Origin of the sequence: Streptomyces sp. NPDC026672, from assembly GCF_040638185.1 — a bacterium.
Lineage (GTDB): Bacteria > Actinomycetota > Actinomycetes > Streptomycetales > Streptomycetaceae > Streptomyces.
On the sequence record NZ_JBEZXS010000008.1, the window covers coordinates 135,838 to 153,203 of the forward strand.

A 17,366-nucleotide genomic window follows, 5' to 3' on the forward strand; every position below is an offset into this window, starting at 1 on the left:
GCGGGGGGCTCGTGGCACGCACGAACGGCGCCGGACGGGGTACCGGGCCGGTGGGGACGTCCGGCCGCGCGCACGGCGCGCGGGCGGCGGCGTACCGGTCCCGCCAGGGTGCTGCCCGGCCCCGGGCCCCGGTGACGGCGAGGAGGTCGACATGCGAACCCGGGTCATCGGCTGGCGCTGGCGGCGCAACCCGCTGCGCCGGCGCTCGGACGTGCTGGAGGCGTGGACGGCGGTGGCCGTCGCGGTGCTGCTGTGCGTGGGGGCTCCGCTGGCCGGGGCGCTGGCCGGGCTGTGGGCCCATGACGAGGCGCGCTCCCTGGCCGCGGCCCAGCGGGCCGAGCGGCATCACGTACGGGCCGAGGTGCTGGGCAGCGTGCCCGAGCGGCTGCCGGTGGCGCAGGGCGGCAGGCAGCGCCCCTACGAGGCGCGGGTGAGCTGGACGGAGCCCGGCGCGGGGACACGGACGGCCGAGGCCCGGGTGCCGGGCGGGACGCGCGACGGCGACGTGGTGGACGTGTGGTTCGACCCGGCGGGGCGTGACGTGCCCGCCCCGCCGGGTGACGTGGCGGTGTGGCAGCACACGGTGACCCTCGGCGTCACCGCGGCGGGCGCGGCCGCGGTGACGGTGCTGCTCGGCAACGGTGTCCTGCGCAGGATCTCGCTGCGGCACCGGCTGGGCGAGTGGGAGCACGAGTGGGCCCGTACGGGGCCGGACTGGAGCCGCGGCCGGGCCTGACCCCCCTGGCCCCTGCCGAGCGGATGCGGTGGGGTGGGGTGGCGTGGGGCGGGGCCCCATGGGCCTGGCGGCCACCCGGATCGTCCACGTACGGTGTGATCATCCGCAGTCCTCCCTCGCAAAGGCGGTTGTCGATGGCCCTGTTCGACCTCACTCCGGACGAGCTCCGTGAGTACCGGAGCGCGTCCCCGGAGCCCGAGGACTTCGACGCCTTCTGGTCCAAGACGCTCCACGAGGCGCGTGAGCACGAGCTGGACGCGCGTTTCGAGCCGGTCGACGCCGGCCTGCCGGGCGTCGAGGTGTTCGACGTGACGTTCGCCGGGTTCGGCGGTCACCCGGTCAAGGGCTGGTTCGTGGTGCCGGCCGGGACGGAGCGGCCGCTTCCGCTGGTGGTGCAGTTCGTGGGTTACGGCGGCGGGCGGGGGCTGCCCGTCGAGCACCTGCTGTGGGCGTCGTCGGGCCGGGCGCACTTCGTGATGGACACCCGGGGCCAGGGCAGCGCCTGGGGCGGCGGGGGCGGCACGGCCGACCCGGTGGGCGGTGCGCCGGCGTACCCGGGCTTCATGACCCGGGGCATCGACGCGCCGGAGAACTACTACTACCGGCGGGTGTTCACGGACGCGGTGCGCGCGGTGGAGGCGGCCCGCTCGCATCCGCTGGCGGACGCGACGCGGACCGTGGCGCTGGGCGAGAGCCAGGGCGGCGGCATCACCCTGGCCGTGGGCGGGCTGGTCCCCGACCTGGTGGCGGTCGCGCCGGACGTGCCGTTCCTGTGCGACTTCCCGCGCGCGACGACGCTGACGGACCGCCACCCGTACCGCGAGGTCGGCCTGTACCTGAAGACGCACCGCGGGCGCACCGAGGACGCGCTGCGCACGCTGTCGTACTTCGACGGCGTCCACTTCGCGGCCCGCGGCCGGGCCCCCGCGCTGTTCTCGGCGGCGCTGGAGGACCAGACGTGTCCCCCGTCGACGGTGTTCGCCGCGTTCAACGCGTGGGCGCACGAGGACAAGGCCATCGAGGTGTACGACTTCAACGACCACGAGGGCGGCGGTCCGTACCAGCAGACGGCGAAGCTGCGCTGGCTGCGGTCGTACGCCTGAGGGACGCCCCGGCGCCGGTGGTCGGCGGCGGGCCGTGCGCGCGGGCGGGCGGGCGGATCGGGTTTCGGCCGAACCGGCGGGCCGCCCTTCCCTCGTGGTTTAGACCAATGCTAGATGTGGTCGCGTTACGAGCCCGCACGGCTACACCTTGTGACCACAGGAGGCGCGGCATGGCCCGCACCAACCCCGACGGACCCCCGCTACCCGACGACCAGGCGCCGCCGCTGTACTGGCGGGTGGCGACACGGCTGCTCGACGAGTTGCGCGACGGCGGTGTCCCGCCGGGTGAACGGCTGCCGGGCGAGCGGCAGTTGGCCCGCCGTTTCGGGGTCAGCCGGGAGACCGTCCGGCAGGCGCTGGAGGTGCTGCGGCGGGACGGTCTCGTCACCACCGACCGGCGGGGCAGCCATGCCGTGCTGACCGGCCGGCCGGTGGAGGAGCCGGTGTCGCTGGCGTTCCCGGTGGGGGTGCGCGGGGCCGATCCGCGGGCGGTGGACCGGGCGACGGTGACCTGGGAGGCGCCGTCGCCGGAGCACGCCGCCGCGCTGGGGCTGGCGCCGCTGCGGCCGACCCTGGTCCACCGTTACGAGTCGGCCGCGCCCGACGGCCGGACGCTGCGCGCCGCGGTGACGTCGTTCTCGGCGGTGGCGCTGTCGGAGGTGGAGGAGCTGGGCCGCTACCGGGACCGGGCGGACGGCTCGGCGGCCGCCCAGTTGCGGCGGGCCTACGACTGGATGCGCCAGGCGGGTCTGACCCTCCACCACCGGGACGCCATCACCCAGGTCGCGGACGCCTCGTCGGTCCGGGTGACGCGTCGTGTGCACGACCAGTACGACCGCCCGCTGGAGATCACGGACCTGGTCGTGGACGCCCAGCAGGACGCGCTGGTCTACGAGTTCACCGTGCCGGCGGCGGCGGTGTGAGGGACGTCAGCGCGGCCGCCGGGCGACCAGGAGCCGCGCGCGGGGGCTGCCGTCGGCGCGACGGCCGAACTCGGGCAGGGCGCGGAGGTCCGTGGTGAAGCCGACCCGCTCCAACTCGGCCAGGACGGTGCCGAGTCGGAAGGCGCGGTAGTACATGACGAACGGGGGCCGCCACACGGCGTTGCGGACCCGCATCACGGCGTCGAAGCCGAGCAGCATCCAGTAGGCCGGCCGGGTGGGGCGCGGCGGGGCGAGGACGGGGAAGGCGAAGGCGCCGCCCGGTCTCAGCACCGAGTGCACCTGCGCGAAGAGTCCGGGCAGTTCGCGCGGCAGGAAGTGGCCGAAGGCGCCGAAGCTGACGACGAGGTCGAAGGCGGGTCCGAAGGGCAGGGCGCGGGCGTCGCCGCGCACCCAGGCGGTGCGCGGCCCCCGCGGCCGGGACGGGCGGGACGGGCCGGTCAGGCCGGACGGTCCGGACGGTTCTGAGAGGCCGGACGGTTCTGAGAGGCCGGAGAGGCCGGACGGGTCGGGCTGCCCGGCGGTCGTGTGGTTGCGGCGGGCCACGTCGAGCATCCCGGCGCTGAAGTCGACACCCGTGACGCTCTCCCGGCACACCCGTGCCAGCACGTCCATGCCCGCGCCGGTGCCGCAGCACAGGTCGAGCCCGTCCGTGAAGGGCCCGATGCCGTCGAGGGCGGCGGCGACGGACTCCAGCACCGGGTCCGGGGTGCGGAAGGGGGTGTGGTCGAACTTGGGCGCGAGCAGGTCGTAGCCGTGCTCCACGGACGACAGCGCCTGGACGGCGAGTTCACGGAGGCCGGGTCCCTCGGGGCTGAACATCCACTCAGCCTAGGCGACACGGACGGGCCGCCGCGGGCCCGGGAATAGGCCACACCGTCGCCTTGTTGGCCGATACGACGGTCCAGGGGCCGGGAACACACGGATACCGCCCACACCGTCACTCCGCGTGCTACAGTGCGGTCAGCACCTGTGTACGCCCCGCTGCGGGCGCCGGTGCCGTTCTTCTCTTTCCCACGCCGATCCGCCCGCCCTCCAGGCCGGCGCACCGGCTTCCCCGCACACCTCGTGAGCAGGCGGCTTCGTCGCGTGCCGCACCGAACTGAGGTGTTTCCCCGCCGCCGAGGCGCTCGTACGCCCTCGTTCGCGGCTCGCCTCCCCCTCTCTCTTCCCGCCCGACGCCGGGCCGTCCGTCCGCGAAAGGACCACTCCACATGACCACCACACTCGAACACCCGCCCGTCCAGCAGCAGGCGGTCCGTACCGTCGGCGGTGTCCTCGACATCGACACCCGCGGAAACGGAAAGGGACGGCTGCGGGCCGAGAACTGCCTGCCCACCCCCACCGATCCCCAGGTCCCGCCGGCGCTGGTGCGCCGGTACGGGCTGCGCGCGGGCGACCTCGTCGAGGGCGTCCAGGGCACGCAGCACACCCTCACCGAGGTCACCCTCGTCAACGGCCGGACCCCCGACGAGCTGCGGGGCCGCCGTCACTTCCGGGACCTCACCCCGCTGCACCCGAGCGAGCGGATCCGCCTCGAACACCCGGCGTCGGGCCTCGCCGGCCGGGTCATCGACCTGTTCGCCCCCGTCGTCAAGGGCCAGCGCGGGCTGATCGTGGCCCCGCCGAAGACCGGCAAGACGGTGCTGCTCCAGCAGATCGCGGCGGCCGTCGCCGGCAACCACCCCGAGTGCCGGCTGATGGTCGTGCTGCTCGACGAGCGCCCCGAGGAGGTCACCGAGATGCGCCGCTCGGTGCGCGGCGAGGTGTACGCCTCCACCTTCGACCGGGCGCCCGCGCAGCACATCGCGCTCGCCGAGCTGGTGATCGAACGCGCCAAGCGCCTGGTCGAGGCCGGTGAGGACGTCGTGATCCTGCTCGACTCGCTCACCCGGCTGTGCCGGGCCCACAACAACGCCGCCGCGGCCGGTGGACGCACCCTGAGCGGCGGTGTGGACGCGAGCGCGCTGCTCGGGCCCAAGCGGTTCTTCGGCGCCGCGCGCCGGGCCGAGGAGGGCGGCTCGCTCACCGTCCTCGCCACCGCCCTGGTAGACACCGGGTCGCGCGCCGACGGCTTCTACTACGAGGAACTGAAGGGCACCGGCAACATGGAGCTGCTGCTGGACCGCGAGCTCGCCTCCCGGCGGCTGTTCCCGGCCGTCGACCTGACCCCTTCGGGCACCCGGCGCGAGGAACTCCTGCTTCCCCCGGCCGAGTTGACGGCCGTCCAGGGGCTGCGGCGGGCGCTGCGGGGACGGGACGGGGGCCCGGCGAACCTGGAGACGCTGCTGGAGCGGATGCGGCGGACGCCGGACAACACGACGTTCCTGCGGCAGGTGCTCCCGACGCTGCGGGCGGAGTGAGCGCCGGGGGCGCGGAACGGGCCGCGTGCGGCATCCGGGTGCTCGGAACCCCCGTTCGGCCCGGACGGGGTGGTGCGAACCCACCCCCTTCTTACGTTGATCGTATGACTATCGGATTCTCTTCTCGGGTGGCGGTGTCCGCCTGCGCCCTCTGTGTGGCGGGCGTCGCCGCGCTCACGCCCGCCACCACGGCCGCGGCCCACCCCGGGGCGGCGGAACCCAGCCCGGCGCCCCGGCACGGCGCCGTGCCGCCGCAGCCCTCGCTCCTGCAGCGCCCGGGAACGCAGGTCCGTGCCCACCCCGGCGCCCCCGAGGTGCCCGACGTCTCCGCGCTGTCCTGGCTGGTGGCCGACGCCCGCACCGGCGACGTCCTGGCCGCCCACGACGCGCACCGCCGACTGCCCCCGGCCTCCACCCTGAAGACGCTGTTCGCCCTCACCGTCCTGCCCGTCCTGCCCGCCGGCGTGCGCCACACCGTGACGGCGGAGGAACTCGCCGACGTGGGGCCGGGCAGCAGTCTGGTCGGCGTCGAGGAGGGGCACACCTACCAGGTCGCCGACCTGTGGCGCGGGGTCTTCCTCAGCTCGGGCAACGACGCCGTCCACGTGCTGGCCGCGCTCAACGGCGGCTGGCGCACCACCGCCGCCCGTATGCAGGCCAAGGCCCGCGCGCTGGGCGCCCTCGACACCCACGTCGTCTCGCCCGACGGCTACGACGCGCCCGGCCAGGTGTCCTCGGCGTACGACCTGGCCGTCTTCGGCCGGGCCGGGCTGCGCAACCCGGACTTCGCCCACTACTGCTCCACCGCCGAGGCCGGCTTCCCCGGAGACGGGGGGTCGTACGGGATCGAGAACACCAACCGGCTGCTGACCGGCCACGACGGCGTGGACCCCTATCCGGGGCTCCTCGGCATCAAGAACGGCTACACCAGCAACGCCGGCAACACCCTCGTGGCCGCCGCGCACCGCGGCGGCCGCACGCTCGTCGTGACGGTGCTGAACCCTCAGGAGGAGGGCGGGTTCACCGTGTACGAGGAGGCGCGCGCGCTGCTCGACTGGGGGTTCGCGGCCGGCGGGCACGTCGATCCGGTGGGCTCGCTCGACGGGGCGCGCGCCCGGTCGACCCCCGCCCCCGCCCCGGCGGCGGTCGCGTCGACGGTGCCGGACTCGGAGTCCGGCTGGCCGGAGACGGGCGCCATCGCGGCCATGGCCGGGCTCGGCGCGGGCGCCGTGGCCCTGGCCCTGCGGGTCAAGGCGAACCGGTCCGCGCGCGGCTGACCCACCGGCAGACCGAGCAGCAGGCCCAGGGTGATCCAGGTGTAGACGTTGCTGCCGAGGAACCCGTCGACGCCGGACGCGTCCTTGAACCACAGCCACACCACGCTGCTGCACATCACCGCGTACAGAGTGCCCGCCACGCGCGGGTGCCCGGCGCGCACCAGCACCACGAACGACGGCAGCAGCCACACCAGGTGGTGCACCCAGGTGATCGGGCTGACGAGGCAGGCGGTGAGACCGGTCAGGGCGAAGGCGGTCGTCCACTCGCCGGCCGCGACGGCCCGGCGGGTGCGCCACGCCCACACGCACAGCGTCAGCAGCACGAGCGTCGCCCACAGGGGCCGTCCGGTGGCGCCGAGCCGGGCCAGCACGCCCTGCAGGGACTGGTTCGACACGTACTCCAGGCGCCCGACCCGGCCGGTGTCCCACAGCGCGCGCGTCCAGTAGAAGCGGGAGGCGCCGGGGTCCGCCCAGGCCGCGAGCGCGGTCGCGCCGACGGCGACGGCCGTGGCGACGGCGGCGGCACGCCAGCGGCGGGCGATCAGCAGCATGCCGATGAACAGGGCCGGCGTGAGCTTGATCGCGGCGGCGAGCCCGATGCCGACGCCCGCCGCGCCGCCCCGGCCGGTCGACAGCAGCCAGCAGTCGCCCAGGACCAGGGCGAGCAGCAGCAGGTTCACCTGGCCGAAGCTGAACGTGTCGCGCAGCGGCTCGAACAGCGCCAGCACGCACAGGGCGAGGGACCAGCCGTACCAGCCGTGGCGCCGCCACTCGGCGCCCGCCAGGATGCGCAGCACGACCGCGAGGGCCGCCAGGTTGAGCAGCAGGGCCACGACGATCGCCGTGCGCAGCCCCATGAGGGCCATGGGGAGCATGCCGAGCGCGGCGAACGGCGGATAGGTGAAGCCGTACGTCGTACCGGGCACCTGGTAGTCGTAGATCCGGCCGCCGTGGTGGACCCAGCTGTCGACGGCGCCGTGGTAGACGCGCAGGTCGAACCAGTCGCGCAGCAGCGGCACGGTGGCCGTGAAGACGGCGACGGCGGCGGCGAGCACCAGGACGAGGACCAGGCGCCCCCGGTCGGTGGCGGGCCCCCTCATGCCGTGCGCCCCACGGCCGGGGCCTGCGCGGCCTGGTGGGCCTGCCACAGCACGACCACGGCGAGCAGGCCACCGGAGACGGCCAGCACCAGCTGGCCCGTGTCCGCCGGTCCCCCGCTGGGCAGCACGGCGAGGGCGAGCGCGCCGGTCACGGCCGCCACCCGGTGCCGTACGGAGGTGGTGGGCGCGGCGGCGGCGATCAGGAACAGGCCCCACAGGGCGTACCAGGGGCGGATCGCGGGGCCGAAGGCGGCGACGACGGCGAGGCTGAGGCCGAGCGCGTACACCGGGCGCGGGCGCAGCCGCACCCATATGAACAGGACGGCCACGGCGGTGAGCGCGAGGCCGAACACGTGCCAGGCCGGGACGGCGAAGGGTGCCAGGCCGCTGCCGAGGTGTTCCAGCAGGGCGCCGGTGGCGCGGCCGAGCAGGCTGGTCAGGGCCCAGTTGTGCGGGGAGACCGGGGTGTCCAGGGCGCCTATCCAGCCGTATCCCGTGCCGGCGACGGCCGTCGCCACGACGGTGGTCCCCGCCGCGGCGGCCGCGGTCGTGAGGACGGCGGGCACGGGGCGGCGGCCGGCGCGCACCTGGACGACCACGACGGCGAGGAGGCCGAGCGCGGCGGGTGCCTTGACCAGGGCGGCGAGGGTGACGAGTACGGCGCCCAGGACGGGCCAGCGGCCGAGGGCGGCGACCAGGCCGAGGCCGAGCAGGCCCAGCATGATGGCGTCGTTGTGGGCGCCGGCGACCAGGTGCAGCAGCACGAGGGGGTTGAGGGCGCCGAGCCAGAGGGCGGCGGCCGGGTCGGCGCCGCTGTGGCGGGCGAGGCGGGGCAGGGCGGCGGCCATCAGGGCCACGCCGAGCAGGGCGACGAGCCGCATCCCGAGGAGTCCGGCGGGCAGTTGACCGCTGGTGAGGGCGGACAGGGCGGAGGCGACGGCGAGGAAGGCGGGGCCGTAGGGGGCGGCGGTGTGCTGCCACACGGGGGCGACCTCGTCGGCGAGCGGGCCACCGAGCTGGGCGGGGCCGTGTGTGTACACGTCCATGTGGGCGTCGACCATGGCGCCCTGGGCGAGGTAGCTGTAGACGTCGCGGCTGAACAGCGGGGGCGCGAGCAGGAGCGGGGCCGCCCACAGGACGAGGACCAGGAACAGGGCGCGCGGGGTGGGGGGTTCGGGGCCGCGGACGACGCGGCCCAGCAGGGCCCAGGCGGCTATCAGCAGGACGACGCCGAAGTAGACGCCGACCAGGCCGAGGGCGGCCCGGACCGAGGCGGGGGTCAGGAGGTCCTGGACGGGCAGGGCGCCGGCCGTCTCACCGCCCAGTGCGAGGAAGGCGGTTCCGGCCAGTCCGAGGACCTGGCAGCGGCGGAGATCGACGGGGAAAGCCATGGCCAACACTCGGAAAGCGTGTCAACTCGGGGTGGCCGGGAAGCGACGCGGGGCCCTCCGGGTGGGGGCCGGGATGTGTCCGGTGCGTGGTGGGGGGCGGCGGGTTCGGGTGCGGGTGCGTTGTGGCTCGTCGCGCCGTTCCCCGCGCCCCTGAGGTGGGTCGGGTGACCGGTGTCGGCACGTGCGGGTGGGCCACCCTTTTGCGCAGTTCCCCGCACCCCTGGGGGGTGGGGGCGGCCCGTGTCGGCGTGTGCGGGTGCGTTTGTCTTTTGCGCCGTTCCCCGCGCCCCTGCGTGCGCCGTTCCTCGCGCCCCCTACATGCATCGTTCCTCGCGCCCCCGTACACGCGCCGTTTCTCGTGTTCCTGGGGTTGGTCAGGTGTGGGTGGGGACGGGGGTCGGGGGTGTCAGGGTGGGGTGGAGGGTGCCTACCGGGTGGCCGCCGCCCAGGAGGGGGGTGGTCTCGAAGCGGGTGAGGAGGGCGGGGTCGACCCCGGCCAGGGTGAGGGCCGCCGCGGTGACCGGGACGCGGGCGCGGTCCGCGCCGTCGGCGATCTTGACGGCGACCGCGCGCCCGTCGGGCAGGGCCGCGACCTCGACGCCCTCGAAGCCGTCCTTGGCGAGCAGCCCTGGCACGGCCCCCATCAGCTCGGCCACGTCCCGTCCGGCGCCGGACGCCATCTCGGGGTGCTCGCGCATCGCGTCGGCGACCCGCGCCTCGGGCGTGCCCGGCGGGGCCGTGACGATGCGGGAGAGCGCCCGTGCGAGGCCGTGCAGCGAGACCGCGAACAGCGGGGCGCCGCAGCCGTCGACCGTGACCCGGGCGACCCGCTGCCCGGTGAGGTCCTCGACGATCTCCCTGATCGCCTGCTGGAGGGGGTGCGCCGGGTCCAGGTAGTCGTGCAGGGACCAGCCGCCCAGCCGCGCGGTGTACAGCATCGCCGCGTGCTTGCCCGAGCAGTTCTGGGCGAGCCGGGACGGCTGCCGTCCCTCGCACAGCCAGGTGTCCCGTACGGCGGCGCCGTAGGGCAGGTCGGGCACGTTGCGCAGGTCGTCCTCGGTGAGCCCGGCGAGGCCGAGGACGCGCCGGGCGCCGGCGAGGTGGCGTTCCTCGCCTGAGTGGCTGGCGGCGGCCAGCGAGAGCAGCGCGCCCTCCAGCGGCAGTCCGGCCCGCACCATGGCCACGGCCTGCACGGGCTTGAGGGCCGAGCGCGGGTAGAACGCGGCGTCGACGTCGCCGAGCCGGAACGCGATCCCGCCGTCGGCGCCGAGGACGACGACGGAACCGTGGTGGACTCCCTCGACCACTCCCCCGCGCACCAGGTGGGCGACGGGGGCGTGGCGGGGTTCGCGGACGGGGGGCGTGTCGGTGGGATCGCTGCTGTACATGGCTGCCTGGCTCGGTGGGACGGTGCGGTGCGGCGTACGGTACGGCGCCGGGTTCATGTGCCGGCTCCGGGGCGCAGGATGGCGGTCAGGGTGTTCTCGACCCGGTCGAGGTGGTGGCTCATGGCCTCCACCGCGTCGTGCCGGGAGCCGTCGGCCAGGGCCTCGACGATCGCGCGGTGCTCGCGGTCGGACTGCTCGCGGCGGTCGGCCAGTTCGGTCAGGAACGCCGACTGGCGGGCGAGGGCGTCGCGGATCTCCTCGATGACCCGGCGGAAGACGGGGTTCTGGGTGGCTTCGGCGACGGCGAGGTGGAAGAGGGTGTCCATGGCCACCCACGCGATGGTGTCGGTCTCCCGTTCCATGCGTTCCAGCAGGTGGGTGAGGTGGTCGAGGTTCTCCGGGGTGCGGCGCTCGGCGGCGTACCCGGCGACCGGGATCTCGACGTGGCGGCGGACCTCCAGCAGGTGGCTGGCGGAGTAGTCGCCGAAGGTGGGGTCCTCGACGGCGTCGGCGACGACGAAGGTGCCCTTGCCGGTCCGGGAGACGGTGAGCCCCATGGTCTGGAGCGCGCGCAGGGCCTCGCGCAGGACGGGCCGGGAGACCTCCAGGGTGCGGCAGAGCTCCGCCTCGGAGGGGAGTTTGTCGCCGATGGCGTACCGGCCGCGCTCGATGGCGTCGCGGAGGTGGGCGAGCACCGCCTCCATGGCGCTGACGCGCCGCGGTCCCGCACCACCTGTCTGGCTGTCTGACAGGTTCACGGGACAGATGGTCGGTCCGCCCCCGGTCCGCTGTCAAACGCGCCGGCCGCGCGGCGGTACGGCCGGGAACGGCGACGGGCGCGCGGCCGGTGACGGCTGCGCGCCCGTGCGGGTCGACCGGGTCCCCCGGTCAGCTGTCGATGACCCCGGTGGCCAGGAGGCCGAAGAGGCCCAGGCCGATGACGATGCGGTAGAGCACGAACGCGTTGAAGGAGTGCCGGGCGACGAACTTCAGCAGCCAGGAGATGGACGCGTACGCGACGACGAAGGAGACGACCGTGCCGACGACGAGCGGGGCGGCGCCGACGCCCGTGCCCAGGGCGTCCTTCAGCTCGTACAGGCCGGCGCCGGTCAGGGCGGGGATGCCGAGGAAGAAGGAGAGGCGGGTGGCGGCGACGCGGTCGAGGTCGAGGACGAGCGCCGTGGACATGGTGGCGCCGGAGCGGGAGAAGCCCGGGAAGAGGAGCGCGAGGATCTGGGAGGAGCCGACGAGCATCGCGTCCTTGAAGGAGGTGTCGTCCTCGCCGCGCTTGTGGCGGCCCATCTGGTCGGCGGCCCACATCACGCCCGAGCCGACGATCAGCGAGCCGGCGACCACCCAGAGCGAGGCGAGCGGGCCGTCGATGAGGGGCTTGGCGGCGAGGCCGACCACGACGATCGGGACGGTCGCGTAGATGACCCACCAGGCGAACTTGTAGTCGTGGTGCACACGCTCCTCACGGTTCCTCAGACCGCGGCCCCAGGCGGAGACGATCCGCACGATGTCCTTGAAGAAGTACACGAGCACGGCGGCGATGGCGCCGACCTGGATGACGGCGGAGAACCCGACGACGGACTTGTCGTCGACGGGGATGTGCATGAGCCCCTCGGTGATCTTGAGGTGGCCGGTGGAGGACACGGGGAGGAACTCGGTCACCCCCTCGACGACTCCGAGGACGACGGCCTGACCGACGGAGATGGCGCTCATGGGATCCAGTTCTGGGGAAGTTGGTCGACAGTGCTGTAGACAGTCTTACTACGCCCGGACAGCGCGCGAGAACCTAGGACCACAGCGACTGGGCGATCGCGACTCCCGCGAAGGCGGCGGCGAGGCCGGCCACGAGGCTCGCGACGACATTGGCGGCAGCGTAGAGGGCGGCGCCCGTCTCGGTCAGCCTGAGGGTCTCGTAGGAGAAGGTCGAGTACGTCGTGAGGGCGCCGCACAGCCCGGTGCCCAGCAGCAACTGGGCGTGCGGACCAGCGGCTCCGGCGGATACGGCGCCGGTCAGCAGGCCCAGGATCAGGCAGCCCGTGACGTTCACCACGAGGGTGCCCCAGGGGAAGACCGTGTCGTGCCTCGCCTGGAGGGCGCGGTCGGTGAGGTAGCGGAGCGGGGCGCCGACCACCGCGCCCAGGACGACGAGGAGCCAGTTCACAACGAGTTCTTACCCTTCGCGTCCGGATTGCCGGGTTCATCCGTCCGGCCGACGTATCTGATCACCTCGCACTCGTCGAGGGTCACCAGCCCCTCGGTCACCAGTTCGTCGAGCTGCGGCAGGAAGGCGCGCACCCGCTCCTCGGTGTCGATCACGACGATCGCCACGGGCAGGTCCTCGCTCAGGGAGAGCAGCCGGGCGGTGTGGATGCGGGAGGACACGCCGAAGCCCTCGACGCCGTGGAAGACGCTCGCCCCCGCGAGGCCGGCGGCGTGGGCGCGGTGCACGATCTCGGCGCAGAGGGGCCGGTGGTGCCAGGTGTCGTTCTCCCCGACGAACACGGTCAGGCGCAGGGCGCGTCCGGTCAGCCGTGTCATGGCCGCCTCCCGGTGAGGCTTCCGAGCAGGACCCGGCGGGCCGCCAGGGAGGCGAGCCACACCGCCGCGAGGGCCGCGCACAGGGTCGCGAGGAGATAGGCGAGGGCGGTGGCGGTACGGCCGCCGTCGACGAGCCGCTGCACGTCGACGGCGGCCGTCGAGAAGGTGGTGAAGCCGCCGAGCACACCGGTGCCGAAGAAGGGCCGCACGAGCCGGTGGGCGGTCCACACCTCGGTGATGACCACCATGAACACGCCGATCACGGCGCAGCCGACGACGTTGGTCCAGAACGTGGCCCAGGGGAATCCGCCGGGCGGGGTGGGCCACCACAGGGTCAGGCCGTAGCGGGCGCAGGCGCCGAGGGCGCCGCCGAACGCGACCGTCGCGACGACGGGCAGTTGCCCGCGCAGGACGGCGGGGCGAGGGGGGTGCGGCCGGGCGCGCACGCTCTCGGCCTCGGGGGCGGTCATGGTCGTACGTCTCCTACTGTCCGCAGGCCCGGCCGGGCGGGCGCATGCCTTCGGGAAGCAGGGACCGTCGGTGGCTGCCGTGCCACGGTTCGGGTACGGCGGGCCCCACCGCCGCGTCGCGTCGCGACCGGTGCCCAGGTTAACGCCGGGTGCGGGGGCCGGTCATGTCGTGTCCGGGCGCGCGCTGCGGAAACGGGCGCGAAAAGCTGCTAGTTGCACGCTCAACAATGAGGTGAACCGGTGTTACCGTGCGGGTATGGCAGTGAAAACGGCCGAGACCCGGCTCGAGGAACGGTGGCGGGACATCCTGTCGGTGCACGCGCGCACGATGTGCGAGATCGACCGGGTGCTGCACCCCCACGGTCTGGGCGCGAGCGACTTCGAGGTGCTCGACATCCTCGCCGTCGAGTCGCCCGGGGAGGGCGACCAGTGCCGGGTGCAGAACCTGGCCGGCCGGGTCCACCTCAGCCAGAGCGCGCTGTCCCGGCTGATCGGACGGCTGGAGAAGGACGGCCTGGTGGAGCGCTCGGTGTGCGCGGAGGACCGGCGGGGCGTCTGGGTCGCGCTCACCCGCAAGGGCCGTGACCTGCACGCCGAGGTCCTCCCCCTCCAGCGCGCGGTCCTGACCCGCATGCTCCCCGACACCCCGCTGCCCACCCTCGCGCACGCCTCCTAGGACCGGCCCCGCACGGCACGCCCCACCCCTGCGTCGGCGCCCGCGCCCGCGTCTGGGCCCGCGTCCCCGCTAGACGATGAACTCCGCGCCGTCCGGGGGGATCTCGACGCCCGCCGTGCCGACCTGGGCGCGGGCCTCCGAGGACGGGTCGAGCAGCGGGTTCGAGTGGTCGAGGTGGGTGTAGATCCGGCGGACGCCCGGGTGCCGGGCCAGGGCGGCGAGGCTGCCCCGGCCGCCGGTGACCGGCAGGTGCGGCGGAACACCCCGCCCGCTCCGGCCGCCGCCGGACCGTACGGGCCTGCCCCTGCGGGGCGCGTAGTACGTGCCGTCCAGCAGCACGCAGTCCGCCTCGGCGCACAGCTCGTCCAGCACCGGCGACCAGGCGTCCACCCGGGGCGCGTACACCAGCACCCGCCCGGTGGCCAGGTCCTCCACCCGGTACGCCGTCACCCAGCGGTCGTCGGACCCCGCGCGGCCGGGCGGCACGTACTCGGGGGCCGTCGTGCCCACCGGGTGGGCCGTGACGACGAGGCCGCCGGCCAGGACGAACCCGTCGTCGGCCAGGCTGTCGGCCCACTCCCAGGGCTCGTACCGGTCGAGCGCGCCACGGGCCGCGGTGAGCACGGCGCTCACCGCGGGGGCCGCGTAGACCTTGAGACCGGCCGTGCCGCGCAGCGCGGTCAGCCCGGTCACGTGGTGGATCTCGGCGTCCGTCAGCAGCACACCGCGCACCGGCACGTCCGGCCGGTCGGGGCCCGGCCACAGCGCGGGCGCGGCGGCCAGTTGGGCGCGCAGATCGGGCGAGGCGTTGAGCAGCCACCAGTCACGGCTGTTGCCGGTCAGGGCCACGCATTCCTCGGTACGACCGGGCAGTTTCCCGTCCCGGGCCGCGGCACAGCGCACGCAACCACAGTTCCAGCGCGGGAAGCCACCCCCCGCCGCCGTGCCCAGCACAACGACCCTCACGACCATCCACCCCTCTCGCCCACCCGGACCCTTCGCAGGGACCTTCCCTCCGAACGGGGATCAACCACCCCCGCGGGGGCCCCAGTTCAGGCCGACCCGGCCCGACGCGGTCCGTGGGCGACGCGCGCGGGACAGGACGCACGGACGGATGCCAGTGCCCCGACAGGCGACGTTCGCCCCGTCGCGACGCCCGGCACGGACGCCGCTCCTCGACGGGCGGACGTCGCCTGCCGGGGCACTGGAGGGGCGGGTCGGTCAGCGCGTCGCCAGGGTGCGGATGCCCTCCGCGGTGAGCATCAGACCGTGGGGCGAGCCCGCGTCGACGGCCAGTGCAAGGGTGTCGTCCGGCCACTGCGCGGCGAGGGCGCCGAGGGGAACAAGCCGGTAGCGGGAGATGGCGGGCAGAAGTTCGGCGAGTGCGGCCTCCGAGGTGAACACGGGCACGAGCGGGCCCCCGCCGGGCTGTTCGAGCACCGGCACGGCCACCGCCGTGGGGTCGGTGGCGTCCGAGTCGGCGAGGTCGTCCGGCACGGGGACGAGCACGTCGCTGCTCGCGAGCGTGTCCAGGGCGACCGGGTCCGCGGCGTTCGCCGCCAGCGCGTCGAGCGCCTGCCTGGCCGGCGTGGGAAGGTCGTCATCAGCGGGTGTCGTCATGGTGAATCCCCTGGTAGCGGCGGTCGTACGACCCGCTCGCGCGCTCTCGGCCGCGGGCAGGGCCCTGCTCGCGTACCCCGCCGCGCCGGGGCCACACCTGCGAATTCCCGCGCCCGGTGGAACGGTGCCGTCCGTGGCCGGACACCGCCGTTCGGGTGAGCGCGGAGCCGCCCGGGGTGGTGCGGAGGCAGTCCGCCGGCGGCCGTGCCTCGCCCGCCGTCGCGCCGCGGCACTCGTGCCGGTGCGGCGCGGGTAGCCCTACGCGCGGAGTGTGACGCCGCGCGGACGGAACGTCACCAGGGCGACGAGAGACCCACGAGAGAGAAGGAACCATGTCGGTCGACACCGGTACGGAGCCCGCGGGGGCCGGGGTGCTGGAGCAGCAGAGCCTCGGGACCGCCGCGGCGCGTCACCTCGCCACGACGGCCAAGTCCGAACCGCAGATGCGCGGGATCAGCTCGCGCTGGCTGACGCGTGTGCTGCCGTGGGTGGACGTGCCGGGCGGCACGTACCGCGTCAACCGGCGGCTGTCGTACGTGCTCGGCGACGGACGCGTCACGTTCGTCAGAACGGGCGTGCTGGTGCGGGTCGTCCCGGCCGAGCTGGCCGAACTCCCGCCGCTGCGCGGCTTCTCGGACGGACCGGCGCTGGAGGCGCTGGCGGAGCGGTTCGAGCAGCGCGAGTTCGCCCCCGGCGAGGTGATCGTGACGGCGGGCCGTCCGGCCGACCACGTCCATCTGGTGGCGCACGGCAAGGTGGAGCGGATCGGCGAGGGCCCGTACGGCGACGAGGCCGTGCTCGGACTGCTCGCGGACGGGGACACGTTCGGCGGGCGGGTGCTCGCCGACCCGGACGGCGTCTGGGAGTTCACGGCCCGCGCGGCGACGGCCACGACGGTGCTCGCGCTGCCGTACACGGCGTTCGAGGAGCTGGCGGAGCGCCTTCCGGGCCTGCGCGCGCACATGGCGGCGGTCCGGCGGGACGGGCGGCGGCCGGTGAACGGCAGCGGGGAGGCCGAGATCGCGCTCGGCTCGGGCCACACGGGCGAGCCCGAGCTGCCGCACACGTTCGTGGACTACGAACCGGAGCCGCGCGAGTACGAGTTGAGCGTCGCGCAGACCGTGCTGCGGGTGCACACCCGCGTCGCCGACCTCTACAACGAGCCGATGAACCAGACCGAGCAGCAACTGAAGCTCACGATCAGGGAGTTGCGGGAGCGTCAGGAGTACGAGCTGGTCAACGACCGGGACTTCGGGCTGCTGCACAACGTCGACTTCGACCAGCGGATCACGACCCGGTCGGGACCGCCCACCCCGGACGACCTGGACGAGTTGCTGAGCATGCGGCGCGGGACGGACTTCCTGTTCGCGCACCCGCGGGCGATCGCCGCGTTCGGCCGGGAGTGCAACAGGCGGGGCCTGTACTTCGGCGGGGTCGAGCTGAACGGTCACCGGCTGCCGGCCTGGCGCGGGGTGCCGCTGCTGCCGTGCGGCAAGATCCCGGTCGTCGGGGGCCGTACGTCGTCGGTCCTCGCGCTGCGCGTCGGCGAGGACGACCAGGGGGTGATCGGCCTCTACCGGACGGGTATCCCGGAGGAGTTCGAGCCGGGGCTCAACGTGCGGTTCATGGGGGTCAACGAGCAGGCGGTGACCTCCTATCTGGTGAGCACGTACTTCTCGGCGGCGGTGCTGGTGCCGGACGCGCTGGGCGTGCTGGAGAACGTGGAGGTCGCACGCCGCGACAGGTCCTAG

At 74.5% G+C, this 17,366-nt stretch carries 17 protein-coding genes and 1 pseudogene; 7 read left to right on the forward strand and 11 right to left on the reverse strand.

The genetic code is table 11. The features are described from left to right. The first annotated feature begins 151 nt into the window (after positions 1 to 151). From AB0F77_RS11905 to AB0F77_RS11915, 3 genes are all read left to right on the forward strand, one after another. On the forward strand, positions 152 to 736 hold the full coding sequence (locus AB0F77_RS11905; protein ID WP_361945451.1) for a hypothetical protein: 585 nt from the start codon (positions 152 to 154) through the stop codon (positions 734 to 736). A gap of 134 nt (positions 737 to 870) precedes the next feature. Beyond that, a complete protein-coding gene (locus AB0F77_RS11910) occupies positions 871 to 1,839 on the forward strand; it encodes an acetylxylan esterase (RefSeq protein WP_361945454.1) in 969 nt (322 codons plus the stop codon). Positions 1,840 to 2,009: 170 nt separating this feature from the next. After that, positions 2,010 to 2,762 carry a GntR family transcriptional regulator gene (locus AB0F77_RS11915; protein WP_361945457.1) on the forward strand — a complete coding sequence of 251 codons (753 nt, stop codon included), beginning with the start codon at positions 2,010 to 2,012 and terminating at the stop codon, positions 2,760 to 2,762. Between the two features lie 6 nt (positions 2,763 to 2,768). On the opposite strand, the gene AB0F77_RS11920 is transcribed toward AB0F77_RS11915, so the two are convergent. Further along, a complete protein-coding gene (locus AB0F77_RS11920) occupies positions 2,769 to 3,602 on the reverse strand; it encodes a class I SAM-dependent methyltransferase (RefSeq protein WP_361945460.1) in 834 nt (277 codons plus the stop codon). A 392-nt stretch (positions 3,603 to 3,994) separates the two neighbouring features. On the opposite strand from AB0F77_RS11920, the gene rho reads away from it, so the two are divergent. Together rho and AB0F77_RS11930 are read left to right on the forward strand one after the other, a co-directional pair. Continuing rightward, on the forward strand, positions 3,995 to 5,143 hold the full coding sequence (rho, locus tag AB0F77_RS11925; RefSeq protein WP_361945462.1) for a transcription termination factor Rho: 1,149 nt from the start codon (positions 3,995 to 3,997) through the stop codon (positions 5,141 to 5,143). Positions 5,144 to 5,247: 104 nt separating this feature from the next. Beyond that, positions 5,248 to 6,135 (forward strand): annotated as a pseudogene (locus AB0F77_RS11930) (serine hydrolase); the annotation flags it as partial. Positions 6,136 to 6,146: 11 nt separating this feature from the next. On the opposite strand, the gene AB0F77_RS11935 reads toward AB0F77_RS11930, so the two are convergent. From AB0F77_RS11935 to crcB (AB0F77_RS11970), 8 genes are all read right to left on the reverse strand, one after another. After that, positions 6,147 to 7,520 carry a glycosyltransferase family 87 protein gene (locus tag AB0F77_RS11935; protein ID WP_361945465.1) on the reverse strand — a complete coding sequence of 458 codons (1,374 nt, stop codon included), beginning with the start codon at positions 7,518 to 7,520 and terminating at the stop codon, positions 6,147 to 6,149. After that, positions 7,517 to 8,911, reverse strand: coding sequence for a polyprenol phosphomannose-dependent alpha 1,6 mannosyltransferase MptB (mptB, locus tag AB0F77_RS11940; RefSeq protein ID WP_361945468.1), 1,395 nt, complete (start codon positions 8,909 to 8,911; stop codon positions 7,517 to 7,519). Before mptB ends, AB0F77_RS11935 begins: the two co-directional genes overlap by 4 nt. 374 nt (positions 8,912 to 9,285) lie before the next feature. Continuing rightward, on the reverse strand, positions 9,286 to 10,299 hold the full coding sequence (locus AB0F77_RS11945; RefSeq protein ID WP_361945850.1) for an asparaginase: 1,014 nt from the start codon (positions 10,297 to 10,299) through the stop codon (positions 9,286 to 9,288). A gap of 53 nt (positions 10,300 to 10,352) precedes the next feature. Further along, on the reverse strand, positions 10,353 to 11,057 hold the full coding sequence (locus AB0F77_RS11950) for a FadR/GntR family transcriptional regulator (RefSeq protein WP_361945471.1): 705 nt from the start codon (positions 11,055 to 11,057) through the stop codon (positions 10,353 to 10,355). 130 nt (positions 11,058 to 11,187) lie between these two features. Beyond that, positions 11,188 to 12,024, reverse strand: coding sequence for an undecaprenyl-diphosphate phosphatase (locus AB0F77_RS11955; protein WP_361945474.1), 837 nt, complete (start codon positions 12,022 to 12,024; stop codon positions 11,188 to 11,190). Positions 12,025 to 12,097: 73 nt separating this feature from the next. Further along, positions 12,098 to 12,472 carry a fluoride efflux transporter CrcB gene (gene crcB, locus AB0F77_RS11960; protein ID WP_361945477.1) on the reverse strand — a complete coding sequence of 125 codons (375 nt, stop codon included), beginning with the start codon at positions 12,470 to 12,472 and terminating at the stop codon, positions 12,098 to 12,100. After that, positions 12,469 to 12,849: a DUF190 domain-containing protein gene (locus AB0F77_RS11965; protein ID WP_361945480.1), complete on the reverse strand. Its 381-nt coding sequence runs from the start codon at positions 12,847 to 12,849 to the stop codon at positions 12,469 to 12,471. Before AB0F77_RS11965 ends, crcB (AB0F77_RS11960) begins: the two co-directional genes overlap by 4 nt. Further along, complete coding sequence (gene crcB / locus AB0F77_RS11970; protein ID WP_361945483.1) at positions 12,846 to 13,319, reverse strand: fluoride efflux transporter CrcB; 474 nt, start codon at positions 13,317 to 13,319, stop codon at positions 12,846 to 12,848. The genes AB0F77_RS11965 and crcB (AB0F77_RS11970) overlap by 4 nt, the downstream gene beginning before the upstream one ends. A 256-nt stretch (positions 13,320 to 13,575) precedes the next feature. Between crcB (AB0F77_RS11970) and AB0F77_RS11975 the strand changes: the two genes are divergently transcribed. Continuing rightward, positions 13,576 to 13,995: a MarR family transcriptional regulator gene (locus AB0F77_RS11975; protein WP_361945486.1), complete on the forward strand. Its 420-nt coding sequence runs from the start codon at positions 13,576 to 13,578 to the stop codon at positions 13,993 to 13,995. Positions 13,996 to 14,064: 69 nt separating this feature from the next. Here AB0F77_RS11975 and AB0F77_RS11980 read toward each other — a convergent pair whose 3' ends face one another. Together AB0F77_RS11980 and AB0F77_RS11985 are read right to left on the reverse strand one after the other, a co-directional pair. Further along, positions 14,065 to 14,844 carry an MBL fold metallo-hydrolase gene (locus AB0F77_RS11980; RefSeq protein ID WP_361945489.1) on the reverse strand — a complete coding sequence of 260 codons (780 nt, stop codon included), beginning with the start codon at positions 14,842 to 14,844 and terminating at the stop codon, positions 14,065 to 14,067. A gap of 372 nt (positions 14,845 to 15,216) precedes the next feature. Then, a complete protein-coding gene (locus tag AB0F77_RS11985; protein WP_361945492.1) occupies positions 15,217 to 15,615 on the reverse strand; it encodes an SseB family protein in 399 nt (132 codons plus the stop codon). Positions 15,616 to 15,947: 332 nt separating this feature from the next. Here AB0F77_RS11985 and AB0F77_RS11990 point away from each other — a divergent pair, with 332 nt between their 5' ends. Beyond that, positions 15,948 to 17,366 carry a family 2B encapsulin nanocompartment shell protein gene (locus tag AB0F77_RS11990; protein WP_361945495.1) on the forward strand — a complete coding sequence of 473 codons (1,419 nt, stop codon included), beginning with the start codon at positions 15,948 to 15,950 and terminating at the stop codon, positions 17,364 to 17,366.

Coding starts and splice junctions, on each gene's coding strand:
- AB0F77_RS11915 (WP_361945457.1), top strand. CDS start 2,010: ATGGCCCGCACCAACCCCGACGGACCCCCGCTACCCGACGACCAGGCG.
- crcB (WP_361945483.1), bottom strand. CDS start 13,319: ATGACCGCCCCCGAGGCCGAGAGCGTGCGCGCCCGGCCGCACCCCCCT.
- rho (WP_361945462.1), top strand. CDS start 3,995: ATGACCACCACACTCGAACACCCGCCCGTCCAGCAGCAGGCGGTCCGT.
- AB0F77_RS11985 (WP_361945492.1), bottom strand. CDS start 15,615: ATGACGACACCCGCTGATGACGACCTTCCCACGCCGGCCAGGCAGGCG.
- AB0F77_RS11965 (WP_361945480.1), bottom strand. CDS start 12,849: ATGACACGGCTGACCGGACGCGCCCTGCGCCTGACCGTGTTCGTCGGG.
- AB0F77_RS11990 (WP_361945495.1), top strand. CDS start 15,948: ATGTCGGTCGACACCGGTACGGAGCCCGCGGGGGCCGGGGTGCTGGAG.
- AB0F77_RS11935 (WP_361945465.1), bottom strand. CDS start 7,520: ATGAGGGGGCCCGCCACCGACCGGGGGCGCCTGGTCCTCGTCCTGGTG.
- AB0F77_RS11955 (WP_361945474.1), bottom strand. CDS start 12,024: ATGAGCGCCATCTCCGTCGGTCAGGCCGTCGTCCTCGGAGTCGTCGAG.
- AB0F77_RS11910 (WP_361945454.1), top strand. CDS start 871: ATGGCCCTGTTCGACCTCACTCCGGACGAGCTCCGTGAGTACCGGAGC.
- AB0F77_RS11920 (WP_361945460.1), bottom strand. CDS start 3,602: ATGTTCAGCCCCGAGGGACCCGGCCTCCGTGAACTCGCCGTCCAGGCG.
- AB0F77_RS11905 (WP_361945451.1), top strand. CDS start 152: ATGCGAACCCGGGTCATCGGCTGGCGCTGGCGGCGCAACCCGCTGCGC.
- AB0F77_RS11975 (WP_361945486.1), top strand. CDS start 13,576: ATGGCAGTGAAAACGGCCGAGACCCGGCTCGAGGAACGGTGGCGGGAC.
- mptB (WP_361945468.1), bottom strand. CDS start 8,911: ATGGCTTTCCCCGTCGATCTCCGCCGCTGCCAGGTCCTCGGACTGGCC.
- AB0F77_RS11945 (WP_361945850.1), bottom strand. CDS start 10,299: ATGTACAGCAGCGATCCCACCGACACGCCCCCCGTCCGCGAACCCCGC.